The 15,588-nt window shown below is 72.8% G+C and carries 14 protein-coding genes; 7 read left to right on the top strand and 7 right to left on the bottom strand.

Annotation, left to right across the window (positions count from 1 at the left end; genetic code table 11):
* Positions 1 to 97: 97 nt before the first annotated feature.
* The gene (locus C3492_RS30470; RefSeq protein WP_103815856.1) at positions 98 to 2,131 is read right to left on the bottom strand and encodes a thioredoxin domain-containing protein; all 2,034 of its coding nucleotides are present in this window, start codon (positions 2,129 to 2,131) and stop codon (positions 98 to 100) included.
* A gap of 238 nt (positions 2,132 to 2,369) precedes the next feature.
* Here C3492_RS30470 and C3492_RS30475 point away from each other — a divergent pair, with 238 nt between their 5' ends.
* Positions 2,370 to 5,576 (top strand): tetratricopeptide repeat protein, encoded by a 3,207-nt coding sequence (locus C3492_RS30475; protein ID WP_103815857.1) that lies wholly within the window; start codon positions 2,370 to 2,372, stop codon positions 5,574 to 5,576.
* A 10-nt stretch (positions 5,577 to 5,586) separates the two neighbouring features.
* On the opposite strand, the gene C3492_RS30480 is transcribed toward C3492_RS30475, so the two are convergent.
* Together C3492_RS30480 and mca are read right to left on the bottom strand one after the other, a co-directional pair.
* Complete coding sequence (locus C3492_RS30480) at positions 5,587 to 5,835, bottom strand: hypothetical protein (protein WP_103815858.1); 249 nt, start codon at positions 5,833 to 5,835, stop codon at positions 5,587 to 5,589.
* Entirely contained in the window at positions 5,828 to 6,709 is an 882-nt protein-coding gene (gene mca / locus C3492_RS30485) for a mycothiol conjugate amidase Mca (RefSeq protein WP_103815859.1), read from the bottom strand. The genes C3492_RS30480 and mca overlap by 8 nt, the downstream gene beginning before the upstream one ends.
* A 101-nt stretch (positions 6,710 to 6,810) precedes the next feature.
* Between mca and C3492_RS30490 the strand changes: the two genes are divergently transcribed.
* Both C3492_RS30490 and greA read left to right on the top strand, forming a co-directional pair.
* Positions 6,811 to 7,209, top strand: a complete 399-nt coding sequence (locus tag C3492_RS30490) for a DUF4307 domain-containing protein (protein ID WP_103815860.1) — start codon at positions 6,811 to 6,813, stop codon at positions 7,207 to 7,209.
* 200 nt (positions 7,210 to 7,409) lie between these two features.
* A complete protein-coding gene (gene greA / locus C3492_RS30495) occupies positions 7,410 to 7,907 on the top strand; it encodes a transcription elongation factor GreA (RefSeq protein ID WP_103815861.1) in 498 nt (165 codons plus the stop codon).
* Between the two features lie 107 nt (positions 7,908 to 8,014).
* On the opposite strand, the gene C3492_RS30500 is transcribed toward greA, so the two are convergent.
* The 3 genes from C3492_RS30500 to ilvA all read right to left on the bottom strand — a co-directional run bounded on the left by C3492_RS30500 (position 8,015) and on the right by ilvA (position 11,304).
* Positions 8,015 to 8,866, bottom strand: a complete 852-nt coding sequence (locus tag C3492_RS30500; protein ID WP_103815862.1) for an ABC transporter permease — start codon at positions 8,864 to 8,866, stop codon at positions 8,015 to 8,017.
* Positions 8,863 to 9,846 carry an ATP-binding cassette domain-containing protein gene (locus C3492_RS30505; RefSeq protein ID WP_103815863.1) on the bottom strand — a complete coding sequence of 328 codons (984 nt, stop codon included), beginning with the start codon at positions 9,844 to 9,846 and terminating at the stop codon, positions 8,863 to 8,865. The genes C3492_RS30500 and C3492_RS30505 overlap by 4 nt, the downstream gene beginning before the upstream one ends.
* Positions 9,847 to 10,074: 228 nt before the next feature.
* Complete coding sequence (ilvA, locus tag C3492_RS30510) at positions 10,075 to 11,304, bottom strand: threonine ammonia-lyase (RefSeq protein ID WP_103815864.1); 1,230 nt, start codon at positions 11,302 to 11,304, stop codon at positions 10,075 to 10,077.
* 162 nt (positions 11,305 to 11,466) lie between these two features.
* Here ilvA and C3492_RS30515 point away from each other — a divergent pair, with 162 nt between their 5' ends.
* From C3492_RS30515 to C3492_RS30525, 3 genes are all read left to right on the top strand, one after another.
* A complete protein-coding gene (locus tag C3492_RS30515) occupies positions 11,467 to 11,973 on the top strand; it encodes a MarR family winged helix-turn-helix transcriptional regulator (protein ID WP_181140640.1) in 507 nt (168 codons plus the stop codon).
* A gap of 137 nt (positions 11,974 to 12,110) precedes the next feature.
* Entirely contained in the window at positions 12,111 to 12,614 is a 504-nt protein-coding gene (locus C3492_RS30520) for a sigma factor-like helix-turn-helix DNA-binding protein (RefSeq protein WP_103815865.1), read from the top strand.
* Between the two features lie 97 nt (positions 12,615 to 12,711).
* Positions 12,712 to 12,960, top strand: coding sequence for a hypothetical protein (locus C3492_RS30525; RefSeq protein WP_103815866.1), 249 nt, complete (start codon positions 12,712 to 12,714; stop codon positions 12,958 to 12,960).
* Between the two features lie 6 nt (positions 12,961 to 12,966).
* On the opposite strand, the gene C3492_RS30530 is transcribed toward C3492_RS30525, so the two are convergent.
* Positions 12,967 to 14,124: a cystathionine gamma-synthase gene (locus tag C3492_RS30530; protein ID WP_103815867.1), complete on the bottom strand. Its 1,158-nt coding sequence runs from the start codon at positions 14,122 to 14,124 to the stop codon at positions 12,967 to 12,969.
* Between the two features lie 175 nt (positions 14,125 to 14,299).
* Between C3492_RS30530 and C3492_RS30535 the strand changes: the two genes are divergently transcribed.
* Complete coding sequence (locus C3492_RS30535; RefSeq protein WP_103815868.1) at positions 14,300 to 15,418, top strand: hypothetical protein; 1,119 nt, start codon at positions 14,300 to 14,302, stop codon at positions 15,416 to 15,418.
* Positions 15,419 to 15,588 lie beyond the last annotated feature (170 nt).

A 15,588-nucleotide genomic window follows, 5' to 3' on the forward strand; every position in this document is an offset into this window, starting at 1 on the left:
CCCCCGCGGCCGGACGTCAGCCGTACCGACGACCACATCGCACCCCGCCGGGCCCGGTGGCGTCGGTGCCGGGGCGCCGGGCCGGTGGCCGGGGCTGTCAGGGAGCGGTCAGCTTCGTCCGCAGGGCGTCCGGGTCCGTCACCGGCAGGTCGCAGACGAAGCCGCGGCAGACGTAGGCGGTGGGCGCGCCGTCGGTGAGGGTGCGGCCGGTGAGCAGCGGGAACTCCTCGCTGTCCGGGGTGCCGCAGGCGACGACGGCCCCGGGGGCGGTGCTCAGCAGCGCCGTACGGTGCAGGGCCGCCGTCCGCTCGTCGTCCGGGGCCGGTCCGACGACCGCCACCTCGCGGGGCCCGTCGAGCAGCGCCTCGGCGACGGCCAGCCCCCATCCGATGAACCGGGGCACACGCGGCCCGAGCGTCTTCACGACCCCCAGCGCCCGCTCGGCGGCGGCCCGGTGCGGCTCGGAGCCGGTGTGGGCGGCGTAGCTCAGCAGCGCGCCGGCCGCGGCGGTCCAGCCGGAGGGCGCGGCGTTGTCGGTGGGGTCCTGGGGCCGGCGGATGAGCTGCTCGGCGTCGGACGCCGTGTCGTACAGGGCACCGCTCTCGGTGTCGGTGAAGCGGGCGAGGACGTGGTCGAGCAGCAGTCCGGCGAAGTCGAGCCAGACGCCCTCGCCGGTCACGGAGGCGAGCGCGAGGAAGCCCTCGGCGACGTCGGCGTAGTCCTCCAGCACCCCCGCGTTCGGGCCGACCCGGCCGTCCTTGCTGGTGCGGGCGAGCCGGCCGTGTTCGTCGAGGTGGACGCGGACCAGCAGGTCGGCGGCGGCGACGGCGGCCTCGGTGAGGTCCGGCCGGTCGAAGCAGGCGCCGGTCTCGGCGAGCGCGGCGATGGCGAGCCCGTTCCAGGCGGCGACGACCTTGTCGTCCCGGCCGGGCGCGGGCCGCCGGTCCCGGGCGGCGAGGAGCCGGTCCTTGACGGAGGCGATCTTCTCGGCCTCGAACACGCCTTCCGTCTGCGGGAGTTGCAGGACGGACTGGCCGTGCTCGAAGGTGCCCTCATCCGTCACGCCGAAGTACTGGGCGGCGAGGTCGGCGTCGTCCCCGAGGACCTCACGCAGCTGATCGGGCCGCCAGACGTAGTACGCCCCCTCGACGTGCCGCCCGCTGCCGTCGTCGCTGTCGGCGTCCAGGGCGGAGGCGAATCCGCCCTCGGCGGTGCGCAGTTCGCGCAGCAGGAACTGGGCGGTGTCCAGCGCGACCCGCCGGGCGAGGTCCGAGCCGGTGGCCCGCCACAGGTGGGTGTACACCCGGCAGAGCAGGGCGTTGTCGTACAGCATCTTCTCGAAGTGCGGCACGACCCAGTCGCGGTCCACGGAGTACCGGGCGAACCCGCCGCCGAGCTGGTCGTAGATGCCGCCCCTGGCCATCCGCTCACAGGTGTCCCGGGCCATCTGGAGCGCGCCCTCGGCACCGGTCCGCGCGTGATGGCGGAGCAGGAACTCCAGCACCATGGACGGCGGGAACTTCGGCGCGCCGCCGAATCCGCCGCGCTGCGGGTCGTACTCACGGGTGAGCCCGAGCAGGGCCTGCGCGAGCTCCTGCTCGCCGGGCGCCTCGGCGGCCTGCCGGACGATCTCCCGCTGGGCGAGATCGCGGACGATCTTCCCGGCGACGTCGGCGACCTCGTCCCGGCGGGTGGTCCAGGCCTGCTGGACGCCCTCCAGCACCTGCCGGAAGGAGGGCATGCCGTGCCGGGGCGCGGGCGGGAAGTAGGTGCCGAAGTAGAACGGCTCCGCGTCCGGGGTGAGGAACACGGTCATGGGCCAGCCGCCGTGCCCGGTGGCCGCCTGGACGGCCTCCATGTAGACGGCGTCCACGTCCGGCCGCTCCTCGCGGTCGACCTTGACGCTGACGAAGTGCTCGTTGAGGTAGTCGGCGGTGGCCCGGTCCTCGAAGGACTCGTGGGCCATCACATGGCACCAGTGGCAGCTGCTGTACCCGACGCTCAGCAGGACGGGCCTGCCGGTCCTGCGGGCCTCGTCGAAGGCCTCGCCGGACCACGGCCACCAGTCGACGGGGTTGTCCGCGTGCTGGAGCAGGTACGGGGACGTCTCATGGGCCAGTCGATTCGGCATGACTCCATCCTGCCGCAGCGATCCCCGCGCGGTACGACAGCCCCGGACGGCGGCCCCCGGTTTCGCCGGACCGGCGGGTGCCGTGGCGACGCCGTGGGGGCGGCTCCCGGACGTGATCGGCCGGGAGGCGGTCGACACGAAACCCTCACCACCCCCGCTGATCGCCACCCCCTCGCCATGCCGCCTTCCCCGAAGGACACTCGTACGCAACGGAGTTGACGCCGGAGGGGGACGGGACATGCGGGACGGTCATCGGGCGGAGGCCGAGCGGCTGCTGGTGCGGGCCGTGGAGGAGGAGGTACGGCGGTCGGGCGGGCGGATCGACGGTCAGCTGCTGCTGTCACGGGCGCGCGGCGCGCTGGACGCGATGGCGGGTGCGGCCGGCGAGGAGTACGAGGCCTACACCCGCGCACTGGACGAGGCGGAGGCCGGCCGGCTGACCTTCGGCCAGCGGTACGCGCGCGAAGGCGCCGGAACGGCCCTGCTCGTCGCGGCGGTCGCCGCCGTCGCCGCCGCCGTCGCCGACCTGGCCCTCGGCACCGGTACCGGCACGGCCCTCGGCGCGGGCGTCACCGCGGGCGCGGTGGGCGCCGCGGCGACGGTGGTGAAGGTGGCCGGGGCGCACCTTCCCGCCGCCCACCACCGCGCGGGCGCGGCCGGCCAGCCCGGCGGCCCGGAGCAGCTGCGGTTGCAGTGGCTGACCGCGCTGGAGGTGCGGGGCATCCGCCCGTTCCTCGACCAGCAGCGGGTGCTCAGCGCCTCCACCGGCGCCAGGAAGAAGGGCGGCGGCCCGGCGCTGCGCGGCGCGGACAAGAGCGCGGCGGCCCGCAGGCGATCGGTGCTGGAGCAGTCCTTCGGGCAGCTCCCGGACGCCGACGGCCCGTTCGCGGGACGCCGGGCGGAGCTGGGGCGGATCAGACAGTGGGCGCAGGCGGCCCGTGCGGCCACCGAGACCCGGCCGACGCTGGTGGTGCTGCACGGCGAGCCCGGCTCCGGCCGGACCACGCTCGCGGTGCGCGCGGCGCACGAGCTGCGGGACCACTTCCGGGGCGCGGTGGTGGTGGACCTGCGCGGCGACAACCGGGAGGAGGCGCCACTGTCCACCCGGGACGCCCTGCTGCACCTGCTCAACCGGCTTGGCGCGCCCCGCGAGCAGCTGCTGTTCCGGGAGCGGTCCTCCCCCGACCAGCAGGTCAAGCGGCTCGCCGAGCTGTACCACCGACATCTGACCGGACTGCCGGTGACGATCGTGCTGGACGACGCCTCGGATCCGGAGCAGGTGCGCGCCCTGGTACCGGAGCGGTCCGACAGCCTGGTGCTGGTGACCAGCCGGACCCCCCTCGACCTGCCCGCGGAGCTGGGCGCCTGGGTGCACGAGCTGCCGGTGCGGGCGCTGGACGCGGCGGGCGCCGAGGAGCTGCTGAGCGCGGCGGCCGAGGACGCGTCGGGGCCGTACGACGCCGACGCCGCCGACCGGGTCCGCGAGCTGTGCGGCGGGCTGCCGCTGGCGCTGCGGGTCGCTGGCTCGGCGCTGGGCCCGCGCTCACCCCGGCAGCTGGCCGCGGACCTGGGCGCGTACGGTCCGGTGGAGCCGGTGGAGCGGGCGCTGTGGCTGCGTTACACCGACCAGCCGGAGCCCACCCGCCGGCTGCTGCGCCGGCTCGCCCTGGCGGGCCGGGCCTCGCTGGGCGCGGCGGCGGCGGCCTCGCTGCTGGCCACCGACGAGGCCGAGGCGACCCGGCATCTGGTGGAGCTCGCCCGGGCGGGCCTGATCGACCATGTCCGCGGCAGCCGCTACCGGCTGCACGACCTGGTGCGGGCCTTCGCGCACGCCCGGCTGCTGGACGAGGAGGACCCGGCCGAGCGGGCGGCGGCGCAGGAGCGGCTGATCGTGAACTACGCGGAGCTGGCCGACTCGGTGCTGCGCCTGGTCGACGGGAACATGTCGACGAGGTCGAACCAGTTCGGCTCGCACGGCTTCCCCTCGCTCGACGAGGCGCTGCGCTGGCTGGACGACGAGTCCAGCTTCATCACGGCGGCCCTGCGGCACGCGGAGGGCGTGGACCAGGCGGCCGTGCTGAACCTGCTGGGCGCGCTGTGCGACTACTGCCTGCTGCGCGGCGACCTGTACCGGCTCGGTGAGATCAGCGAGCTGGCGCAGTCGGTGGACCAGGGGCTGCTGGTGCGCTCGGTGCAGTGGCGTACCGGCATCGCGGCCCGGCAGCTCGGTGAGCTGGACAAGGCACGGACCACGCTGACCTCGGTCGTGGACCTGTACCGGGAGGCCCACCACGAGGCGGGGGCGGCCCGCGCCCTGACCTCACTGGGGATCACGCTGCACCACCAGGGCAACCTCATCGAGGCGGCGGCCAGGCTCCAGGAGGCCCTGGATCTGCAGGCCGCGCCGGAGCTGGCGACGGACCGGGCGTGGACGATGCACGCGCTGGCGGCCGTCCAGCGGGACCGGGCCCGGCCGGCGGAGGCCCTGGACCTGCTCACCCGCTCCCTGGTCCTGCACCGCGAGGGCGGCTCGGTGCACGGCGAGGCCTGGGCGTACTTCCAGCTCGGCCAGCTCACCCTGCGGCTGGGGGACGTACCGCGCGCGGAGACGGAGCTGCGGGCGGCCCTGGAGCGGTACGGCAGGACGCAGGACGCCCGCGGCGAGGCGTGGGCGCTGACCCAGCTGGCCCGGGCGCGGCTGGTGGCCGGTGACGCCTCCGCGGCCGTGGAGAGCCTGCGCCAGGCGGTGCCCCGGCACCGCGAGAACGAGGACGCGCGCGGCGAGGCGTGGACGCTGTACTACCTGGGGCAGGCGCTGGAGGAGACCGGCGAGCTGGACCAGGCGGTGCGCGACCTGGAGCGGTCCCGGACGATGTTCTCCCGGATACGGGACGTGTACGGCCTGGCCTGCGCCCGGCACCACTCGGCGCGGGCGACCCGGGACCAGCGGGCCGCGCAGACCGGCTCGCTGCGCAACTCGGGTTTCGCCCGTCAGCTCCTGGTGGACGCGCGCGCCGACTTCCAGCGGATCGGCGTCGCCCACGGCGAGGCGTGGACCTGCCTGGAGCTGGCGGTGGTGGACGCGGGCAACGCGCGGACGCAGCAGGCGCTGGCGCTGTGCGACGAGGCGCTCACCCTGTTCACCTCCTACGGCGACCGGCGCGGCGAGGACTGGGCCCGCTTCCTGCGCTGCACCCTGCTGCCGTACGCGGCGCCGGGCGGGGTGGAAGTGGGCACGGCCGTCGCCCAGGAGGAGCTGGCCCAGCTGACCCGCGCCTCGCATCCGCTGCGGGACGGGAAGCTGGAGGACTACGTCCCGGCGTACGCCCTGCTGCTGGAGCGGGGTGTCCGGCTGGAGGACGGCTGGCAGGCCTGGCGGCTGCGCATGACTCCGGACCGCCACGCCCGGGAGGTGATGGGGGTGGCGGTGCCGGAGGGACGCTGACCCGGGCGGGTCAGCGCTGCTGGGCCGTGGAGTCGGCCGGTTCGCGGCTCTTGTCCGCGTCGGCGTCCGGGGACTCCTTGAAGTCGACCTTCTGCATGTGCTTGTTCATCGACTTCATCAGGCCCCACACGGCCACGGCCATCACCGCGAAGACGATGAAGCCGAGGACGCCGGGGGTGACCTTGTTCTCGTCCACCTCCTTGGCGAGGGGGACGAGATGCGTCACTGCCAGGCTCACGCTTGCGCTCATGTCAGGCATTGTCCCGGATGCCCGCGAAGAGGTCGTCCTCGGGGAGGGAGGTATCGACGAGAGACTTCGCCAGCTCGTACTCCTCCGTCGGCCAGACCTCCTTCTGGAGCTCCAGCGGCACCTTGAACCAGCCGCCGTCCGGATCGATCTGCGTGGCGTGGGCGATCAGCGCCTTGTCGCGGATCTCGAAGAAGTCCGCGCACGGGATGTGCGTGGTCAGGGTGCGCTCGGTGCGCTCCATCTCGTTCCACCGCTTGAGCCACTCCCCGTACGGCGACTCCAGGCCGCGGTCGAGCATAGCCTGGTGCAGCGCCTCGGTGCGGGGACGGTTGAAGCCCTGGTTGTAGTAGAGCTTCAGCGGCTGGTAGGCGGGGCCGAACTCGGTCTCGGGGTACTTCTCGGTGTCCGCCGCGCCCTCGAACGCCACCATGGAGATCTTGTGGGTCATGATGTGGTCGGGGTGCGGGTAGCCGCCGTTCTCGTCGTAGGTGGTGATCACCTGCGGGCGGAAGGAACGGATCTGCTTCACCAGCTCACCGGCCGCCTTGTCGACGTCCTCCAGGGCGAAGCAGCCCTGGGGCAGCGGCGGCAGCGGGTCGCCCTCCGGCAGACCGGAGTCGACGAAGCCGAGCCACTCCTGCTTGACGCCGAGGATCTCCCGGGCCTCGTCCATCTCCTTGCGGCGCACCTCGTGGATGTGCTCCTCGATGTAGGCGTCGCCCTGGAGCTTCGGATTGAGGATGGACCCGCGCTCTCCGCCGGTGCAGGTCACCACCAGCACGTCCACCCCCTCGGACACGTACTTCGCCATGGTGGCCGCGCCCTTGCTCGACTCGTCGTCGGGGTGCGCGTGAACGGCCATCAGTCGTAGCTGGTCAGTCAAGACTCAATCCTCGGTAAGTCGGCGCCCCGCGTCTGCGGCGCGATCGGCGGCTTCTATAGTGACCGAATCGGGGGGCGAATAATTCCGCGGAGAGGACGATCATGAGTACCGCGAGCACGCAGCTGCCCGAGGGCCGCTACGGCCGTTCCTCGGATCAGCGCGCCGACCGCAAGCTCAGGATCGCCGGTTCGGTGCTGGGCACGGCCCTGCTCGCACTGATCGGCTACTTCGCCTACCACTACGTCGCGCAGAACGAGATCAGCGCCGAGGTCATCACCTTCCAGGCCTCCGACGACGCGGTCCAGGTGCATCTGGAGGTCCGCAAGGACGCCGGCTCCACCGGCTACTGCACCCTGCGCTCCCAGTCGGCCGACGGCGCCGAGGTGGGCCGCGCGGACTTCCGCTTCTCCGGGTCGGCCACCCGGATCGACAAGGTCGTCACGCTCCGTACGACGGCGCAGGGGACGACGGCCGAGCTGCTGGGCTGCCACGCCGACTGACACCCTGCGGACACGCGCGGGCACGCTCCGGGTTCACCCGGAATGCGTAGGCCCTGACCTGCGTTGATGTCATTCTGATGGCTTATGTCCTCCCCCTTCCGGCGTTGAATTGTTAGGCTCGTGGTTTCGCCCATCCATGAGGGAACATTCTTCTGGGTAGGGCGATGCTTTGTATTCCCAGTACCGACGAGGAGCACCCTGTGACCCAGACCAGCGAGAACGTCACCTGGCTGACCCAGGAGGCGTACAACAAGCTCAAGGACGAGCTTGAGTACCTTACTGGTCCTGCGCGCACGGAGATCGCCGCCAAGATCGCGGCCGCGCGCGAGGAGGGCGACCTGCGCGAGAACGGCGGGTACCACGCGGCCAAGGAGGAGCAGGGCAAGCAGGAGCTGCGTGTGCGCCAGCTGACCCAGCTCCTTGAGAACGCCAAGGTCGGCGAGCCGCCCGCCGCGGACGGCGTTGTCGCGCCCGGCATGGTCGTCACGATCGCCTTCGACGGTGACGAGGACGACACGCTGACGTTCCTGCTCGCCTCGCGCGAGTACGCGAGCGCCGAGATCGAGACCTACTCGCCGCAGTCCCCGCTCGGCGCGGGCGTCATCGGCCACAAGGTCGGCGAGGACGCGGAGTACGAGCTGCCGAACGGCAAGAAGGCCTCGGTCCGGATCCTGAAGGCCGAGCCGTACACCGGCTGATCCCGGCCCCCTGGTTGACTTCCGGCCCCCGGCGCCCTCAGGGTCGCCGGGGGCCTTGTCTTGCCCCGGGTCCGTCGCACGGGCCCGTGTCCGCCGCCGTCGTGCTGTCAGGCGGTCGCGGAGCGGTACTTGCGCACCGCGAGGGTGCGGAAGACCAGAATGATCACGACCGACCAGATCAGCGAGGCCAGGACCGGGTGCTGCATGGGCCAGGCGTCCGGTGTCCGGAAGCCCGGGGGGAGGTTGCCGAACAGCTCGCGGCAGGCCTGCACGGTGGCGCTGAACGGGTTCCACTCCGCTATGTGCCGCAGGAAGGCCGGCATCTGGTTGGCGTCCACGAACGCGTTCGAGATGAACGTCAGCGGAAACAGCCAGATCAGGCCGCCCGAGGTCGCCGCCTCCGGGGTGCGCACGGACAGGCCGATGAGCGCGCCGATCCATGAGAACGCGTATCCGAGCAGCAGGAACAGGGCGAATCCGGCGAGCACCTTGCCCAGGTTCTCGTGCGTGCGCCAGCCGACCAGCACGGCGACGACCGCGAGGACGAGCAGGGTCAGCGCCGTCTGGACCAGGTCGGCGAGGGTGCGCCCGGTCAGCACTGCGCCGCGCGCCATGGGCAGGGAGCGGAACCGGTCGATGAGGCCCTTGTGCATGTCGTCGGCGATGCCCGCGCCGGCGCCCGCCGTGGCGAACGTGACGGTCTGGGCGAAGATGCCGGCCATCAGGAACTCGCGGTAGGCCTGCGTGGAGTTGGACGAGCCGACCTGGATCGAGCCGCCGAACACGTAGGTGAACAGCACCACGAACATGATGGGCTGGATCAGCCCGAAGATCAGCATCTCAGGGATCCGGCCCATGCGGATCAGGTTCCGGCGGGCGATGACCAGGGAGTCCCGGACGGATCTGCCCACGGGGTTGCCGGGCGCCGCGACGGGCGCGGTCTCGGTGACGGCACTCATTTCACGGCCTCCTTGCCGTTGCGCTCGTCCTGCTCGGCGCTCTCCGCCGCGTGTCCGGTCAGGGACAGGAAGACGTCGTCGAGGGTGGGGCGGCGCAGCCCGACGTCGTCCATCTCGATCCCGCGCGAGTCCAGCTCCCGGATGACCTCGGCGAGCAGCTTGGCGCCGCCGGTGACGGGCACCGTGAGCTTGCGGGTGTGCTCCTCGACCGTGGTCTCGCCCTTGCCGAAGCCGCGCAGCACCTCCGCGGCGGCGGCCATCTCCTCCCGCTCGTGCACCACGACCTCGACGCGCTCGCCGCCGGTGCGGGCCTTGAGCTGGTCGGAGGTGCCCTTGGCGATGACCCGGCCGTGGTCGACGACCGCGATGTCGTGGGCCAGGTGGTCGGCCTCTTCCAGGTACTGCGTGGTGAGCAGCAGCGTCGTACCACCGGAGACGAGCTGTTTGATGACCTCCCACAGCTGCTGGCGGTTGCGCGGGTCGAGGCCCGTCGTCGGTTCGTCCATGAACATCACCGGCGGCGAGACCACGAGGGCCGCGGCGAGGTCCAACCGGCGGCGCATGCCTCCGGAGTAGGTCTTGGCGGGGCGGTCGGCGGCGTCCGCGAGGTGGAACTGCTCCAGCAGTTCCGTCGCGCGCGCCTTGGCCGCCTTCGCCCGCATCTGGTACAGCTGCCCGACCATCTGCAGGTTCTCCCGGCCGGTCAGGTACTCGTCGACCGCCGCGAACTGGCCGGACAGGCCGATGGAGCGGCGCACGGCGTCGGGGTGCCGCAGCACGTCCACGCCGGCGACCACCGCCTTGCCGCTGTCGGGGCGCAGCAGGGTCGTCAGGCAACGGACGGCCGTCGTCTTGCCGGCGCCGTTCGGCCCGAGGAGGCCGAGGACCGTGCCCTCGGGCACATCGAGGTCGACGCCGTCCAGTGCCTTGACGTCACCGAAGGTCTTCACCAGGCCTTCGGCATAGATGGCACCTGGCATATGTGTCTCCACGTCGTCGGGGATTTCGGGGACGGATTCTTCGCAAAGGCTAGGTATGTTCACCCGGCCCTGCCCGTGGTTTTCGCGGATGCGGACGCCGGTGCGCACGGGTCCCGTGCACCTGCGGGCAGGCCGGTCGGCGACCACACGAGACACCATAACGCGATGTATCGCGTCTCTCAAGAGACTTCGCTCGAACGGGTGGCGGCCCTGGATGGCCGCCGCGGGTCAGGCCATGACGGTGTAGCCGGCGTCCCGCAGGGCCCGGCCGACCTCGGCGCAGTGCGCCGGGCCCTTCGTCTCCAGGTGCAGCTCCACGTCGGCCTCCGTCAGACCGAGCCGGGGACCGGTGCGGACGTGGCTGACGTCGAGGACGTTGACGTCGAGCGCCGACAGCACCCCGAGCAGCGTGGCGAGCGCGCCCGGCCGGTCCGTCAGCCGCAGCCGGACGGCCAGGTAACGGCCCTGCGCGGCCATGCCGTGCCGCAGCACCCGCTGCATCAGCACCGGGTCGACGTTGCCGCCGGAGAGCACCGCGACGACCGGGCCGTCGAAGGCGTCCGGCGCGGCCAGCAGCGCCGCCACCGGGCTCGCCCCGGCCGGCTCCACGACCAGCTTGGCCCGCTCCAGGCAGAGCAGCAGCGCCGCCGACAACTGGTCCTCGCTGACCGTGCGCACCTCGTCGACCAGCTCGTCGACGATCCCGAACGGCACCACGCCGGGCCGTCCCACCTTGATGCCGTCCGCCATCGTCGCCGGGTTCAGCAACGACACCGGGTGCCCGGCCGCCAGCGAGGGCGGGTAGCAAGCGGCTCCCTCCGCCTGCACGCCGACGATCCGCACGTCCGGCCGCAGCGCCTTCACCCCCACCGCGATGCCCGCCGCGAGCCCGCCGCCGCCCATGCCGACGGCGATCGTGCGGACCTCCGGGCACTGCTCCAGGATCTCCAGGCCGACCGTGCCCTGGCCGGCGATCACGTCCGGGTGGTCGAAGGGGTGGATGAACACGGCGCCGGTCTCGGCGGCGTACTCCTGGGCGGCGGCCAGCGTCTCGTCGACCACCTGGCCGTGCAGGCGCACCTCGGCGCCGTAGTCCCGGGTCGCGCTGATCTTCGGCAGCGGCGCGCCCTTGGGCATGAACACCGTCGCGTGCACACCGAGCAGGGAGGAGGCCAGCGCGACGCCCTGCGCGTGGTTGCCGGCGCTCGCGGCCACCACGCCGGCCGCCCGCTCCTCCGGCAGCAGCCCGGCGATCCGCACATAGGCGCCGCGCAGCTTGAACGAGCCGGTCCGCTGGAGGTTCTCGCACTTCAGGTGCACGGGGGCGCCGACCAGCTGGGACAGGTGCCGGCTGCCCTCCATCGCGGTCACCCGGGCCACCCCCGAGAGCATCTTCTGGGCGCCGCGCACATCGTCGAGGGTCACGGAGCGCAAGGAGTCAGCCGTGCGGTAGCTCATGACTCCAGCATCGCAGTTCACGTTCGCGCAGGGCGGGTGTGACCAAGCAGCGAGACCGGTTCGTGCAGCGCTGGTACGGCTCGGCGCCGGGCCGCGTACCCTGTCCCCCAACCCAGCAGCCCTTCATGAAGCGAGCCTCCGGCCATGCCCACAACACCTGAAATGTCGATGGACATGACGACCGTCGGTGACACCGGTCTTCTCGACACCCTCCAGCACGAGGTGGCGGTGTTCGCCCGCCGTGCCGAACAGACGCGGCTCGGCGGGGTCGGCCAGGTGCGCAACTCCATGGACCGCGCCGCGTACTTGCTGCTCAACCGGCTCGACAACGAAGGCCCGATGGGCGTCAAGGCACTCGCCGCGAGCATGGGCATCGACTCCTCCACGGTCACCCGGCAGGTGGCGCCCCTGGTCGACACCGGACTCGTCAAGCGCACCTCGCACCCGGAGGACGGGCGCGCGGTGGTGCTCCAGCTCTCGCCGCGCGGCGCCGCGCGGCTGGAGGAGGTGCGCTCGTCCCGGCGTCAGCTCATGGCCGAGCTGACACACGACTGGGCGCCGGAGGAGCGCGAGCAGTTCTGCGCGCTCCTCACCCGCTTCAACCACGCGCTCTCCGCGCGGATGACGGTGCAGGGCGTTCCGGCGGCGGAGCAGCCCCCGGCCTCCTGACCGCGCACCGCACAGCAGGGGCTCCCGGGTCTTGACCCCGGCCCGCCACTGGCCTGATATGAGACCGGGTCCGCAGAGGGGTTCGCCCGGACCGGCTCCGGCCGGGCCGGGGCGGGACCCCGTCGGAGGGAGGCGCGGTGGGAGATCGGCAAGTGACCCGTGATGCCCGCCGGGCCCGGGAGTTCGAGGCGTTCGTCGCGGGCGCGGCCGGGCGCCTGCTGCACACCGCCATGCTGCTCACCGCGGAGGCGCCGGACGCCAACCCGCGCGCGCGGCGCCTGCTGACAGGCGCGCTCGCCCACACCTACGCCCGCTGGGACAGGCTGCGCGGCGAGGACCCGTACGACTGCGCCCGCCAGTACCTCGCCACCCGCTTCGCGCGCACCACCTGGCACCGGTACGGCGCCTTCGGCCGCACCAGGCCGGATCCGCGCAGTCCGCTCGCCGCGCTCACCCCGCAGAAGCGGCTGGTCCTCGTCCTGCGGTTCTACGAGGGTGTGGCAGAGGAGCAGACGGCGGCCCTGCTCGGCCTGCCCGCGGAACGCGTCCACACCCTCTGCGACCGCGCGACGGCCGATGTGCTGCACCCCGCCCGCCCGGCCGCCCTCCGCGCGGCGAACACCGAGGCGGCCCCGTCATGAGCCGCGCCGACGGCCTCGTACGCCGCGTCCCCTCGTACCACCGCCCTCCGGGCGGCCCCTTCTCGCGGAAGCGCCGGTCCGGCGGCGGGAGGCCGTCGTGAAACGGGACGAGCGGGAAGCCGCCGTGCGGCGGATCATGGAGCGGGGCGGCGCGCCGGTGCCGCCGGAGCTGTACGGGGACGCGGTGCGCCATGGGGAACGTCTGCTGCGGCAGCGGCGGCTCCTCCGCCGCATCCTGTGGCTGCTGGCCTGCGTCGCCGCCGTCGCGTTCGCCGTGTGGGCGGCCGACGCCCACCCCTGGGTGGAGCCGCCCTCGCAGACGACCCCACCGCTCACCGGCTGGTGACCCCCGCTACTTGCCGAGCGCCTGCCGCAGGTCCTCCAGCAGGTCGTCGACGTTCTCGATGCCGACCGACAGGCGCACCAGGTCGGCCGGGACCTCCAGCGCGGAACCGGCCGCGGAGGCGTGCGTCATCCGGCCGGGGTGCTCGATGAGGGACTCGACTCCGCCGAGGGACTCGCCGAGGGTGAACACCTGGGCCCGGTTGCACACGTCGACCGCGGCCTGCTCGCCGCCCTCGACCCGGAACGACACCATGCCGCCGAACGCCTTCATCTGCTTGGCGGCGACCTCGTGGCCGGGGTGCTCGGGCAGCCCCGGGTAGAGCACGCTCGTCACGCGCGCGTGCCGGGACAGCATGTCGGCGATCCTCGTGGCGTTCTCGCTGTGCCGGTCCATGCGCACCGCGAGGGTCTTGGTGCCGCGCAGCACCAGCCAGGAGTCGAAGGGGCCGGCGACGGCGCCCATCGCGTTCTGGTGGTAGGCCAGCTCCTCGCCGAGCGCCGGGTCCGACACGATCAGCGCGCCGCCGACCACGTCGGAGTGGCCGCCCATGTACTTGGTCAGGGAGTGCACGACGACATCGGCGCCGAGCGAGAGTGGCTGCTGGAGGTAGGGGGTGGCGAAGGTGTTGTCGACGACGAGCTTCGCGCCCGCGTCGTGGGCGACCTGGGCGACGGCGGCGATGTCGGTGATACCGAGCAGGGGGTTGGAGGGGGTCTCCACCCAGACGGCCTTGGTCTTCGGCGTGATCGCGGCCCGTACGGCGGCCGGGTCGCTGGTGTCGGCGACCGACCACTCCACCCCCCAGCGGGTGGCGACCTTGGCGAAGAGCCGGAAGGTGCCGCCGTAGGCGTCGTTCGGGATCACCACGTGGTCGCCGGGGGTGAGGAGCGTGCGCAGCAGGGTGTCCTCGGCCGCCAGGCCGGACGCGAAGGCGAGGCCGCGGCGGCCGCCCTCCAGCGCGGCGAGGTTCTCCTCCAGGGCGGTCCGGGTCGGGTTGGCGCTACGGCTGTACTCGTAGCCGCCGCGGAGCCCGCCGACGCCGTCCTGCTTGTAGGTCGAGACCTGGTAGATCGGCGGGACGACCGCGCCGGTGAGGGGATCCGCGGTGTTGCCCGCGTGGATCGCGAGGGTCTCGAAGTGCTGACTGATGTGCCTGTCGCTCATGTGCACCGAGCGTAATGCGCCCGACGGGATCGTGACGCCCGCCATGAGGTCCCACCCTCCGACCCGCTGTGCCTCATGCCGCCGAGGCGTTCGGCTGTCATGTCCCTGTCCGGGGTTTTCCACAGCCCGGCGGTGGGGTTCGCCAATTGTCGTCGGCGTCTGGTTCGCTTGAGGCATGTCGATTCTCTGGCTGCTGATGGCGCTGCTCCTGCTCAGCTTCGTGCTGCTCCCGGTCATACGGCGCAGGCGCGGGGCGATCGAGCAGGTCCCGCCGGGACACCCGGACGCCGCCGACCCGGCGGCCTACGGCTTCGTGCGCCAGGAGGAGCTGGACGTGCGCCTGCCCGGCCCGGACGAGGACCTGCTCCAGGTCCTGGAGCTGGTGCAGCGCACCCAGGACTACCGGGCCGCCGCCCAGCTGCTGGCCGGCACCGAGGCCGAGGGCGAGCGGCGCTGGCAGCGGGTGCAGGCCTTCGCCGGTGCCGCCGCGCTGGAGTTGAAGCAGCGGCCCGGCGGGGTGCACGAGACGCCGGGCGGCCAGTGGCTGCGGGTGTGGCGGGCCGAGCAGCCCAAGGACGCGGGCGGCGCCGCCGTCCACGCGGAGTTCCTGGTGCAGCAGGCATGGCGGACGTCGACTCCGGGCACGGACGACTTCCGGATCATCATGGAGGAGGCGCGGGATGCCTGTGCGCAGGCGGCCCTGCTGGCGCCCGGTGACCCGGTGCCCTACGTGGCAGAGCTCTCCATCGCGCGCGGACTGGCCTATGAGCAGGCCGAGTTCGACCAGCTGTGGCTGAAGATCCTCGACCGCGCCCCGCATCACATGGGCGCGCACCTGGCCGCGCTGCACTACTGGTGCGAGAAGTGGCACGGCTCGCGCGAGCAGGCGTACTCCTTCGCGGAGGCCGCCGCGGCCCGCGCCCCGGAGGGTTCGCTGCTCGCCGCGCTGCCGCTGTTCGCGGTGTTCGAGCACCTGCCGGAGGTGAACCTGGTCGCGAGCTTCTACCAGAGCGAGGTCGTCACCAAGGCGATCCACGGCGCCCTGCACGCGGTGCACGCGGCCGACCCCGACGACCCGACGCTGCCGCACGTCCGGCATCTGCTGCTCTTCTTCCTGGTCCGCGCCGAACGCTGGTCGGAGGCCATGCAGCAGCTCATACACATCGACGGTCACGTCGGCGCGCTGCCGTGGACCCTGTTCACCGATCCGGCCGCCGAGTTCGCCCTGCACCGCGCGCTGGCGGTGGCCGGTTACGAGGCCAACGGCGGCAACCCGGCCAGCCTCCCCGGCTGACGCGGCCCGCCCGGGCCCCTGCCCGGGACCACCCTCCTTCCCTTCCGCACCAACCGCATTGCCCTTCTGACCTGCGGTAGGGCATACTCCGCATCCCCCCACACCGCACCACCGGCACCAACAAGCACCTCCGGCACCACGAGTACCGCCAAAGCACCACCGCACCACCG

Origin of the sequence: Streptomyces sp. Ru62, from assembly GCF_002920615.1 — a bacterium.
Classification (GTDB): Bacteria; Actinomycetota; Actinomycetes; order Streptomycetales; family Streptomycetaceae; genus Streptomyces.

Coding starts and splice junctions, on each gene's coding strand:
- C3492_RS30505 (WP_103815863.1), bottom strand. CDS start 9,846: ATGCCAGGTGCCATCTATGCCGAAGGCCTGGTGAAGACCTTCGGTGAC.
- ilvA (WP_103815864.1), bottom strand. CDS start 11,304: ATGAGCTACCGCACGGCTGACTCCTTGCGCTCCGTGACCCTCGACGAT.
- C3492_RS30470 (WP_103815856.1), bottom strand. CDS start 2,131: ATGCCGAATCGACTGGCCCATGAGACGTCCCCGTACCTGCTCCAGCAC.
- C3492_RS30475 (WP_103815857.1), top strand. CDS start 2,370: ATGCGGGACGGTCATCGGGCGGAGGCCGAGCGGCTGCTGGTGCGGGCC.
- C3492_RS30480 (WP_103815858.1), bottom strand. CDS start 5,835: ATGCCTGACATGAGCGCAAGCGTGAGCCTGGCAGTGACGCATCTCGTC.
- C3492_RS30490 (WP_103815860.1), top strand. CDS start 6,811: ATGAGTACCGCGAGCACGCAGCTGCCCGAGGGCCGCTACGGCCGTTCC.
- C3492_RS30530 (WP_103815867.1), bottom strand. CDS start 14,124: ATGAGCGACAGGCACATCAGTCAGCACTTCGAGACCCTCGCGATCCAC.
- C3492_RS30535 (WP_103815868.1), top strand. CDS start 14,300: ATGTCGATTCTCTGGCTGCTGATGGCGCTGCTCCTGCTCAGCTTCGTG.
- C3492_RS30500 (WP_103815862.1), bottom strand. CDS start 8,866: ATGAGTGCCGTCACCGAGACCGCGCCCGTCGCGGCGCCCGGCAACCCC.
- C3492_RS30515 (WP_181140640.1), top strand. CDS start 11,467: ATGTCGATGGACATGACGACCGTCGGTGACACCGGTCTTCTCGACACC.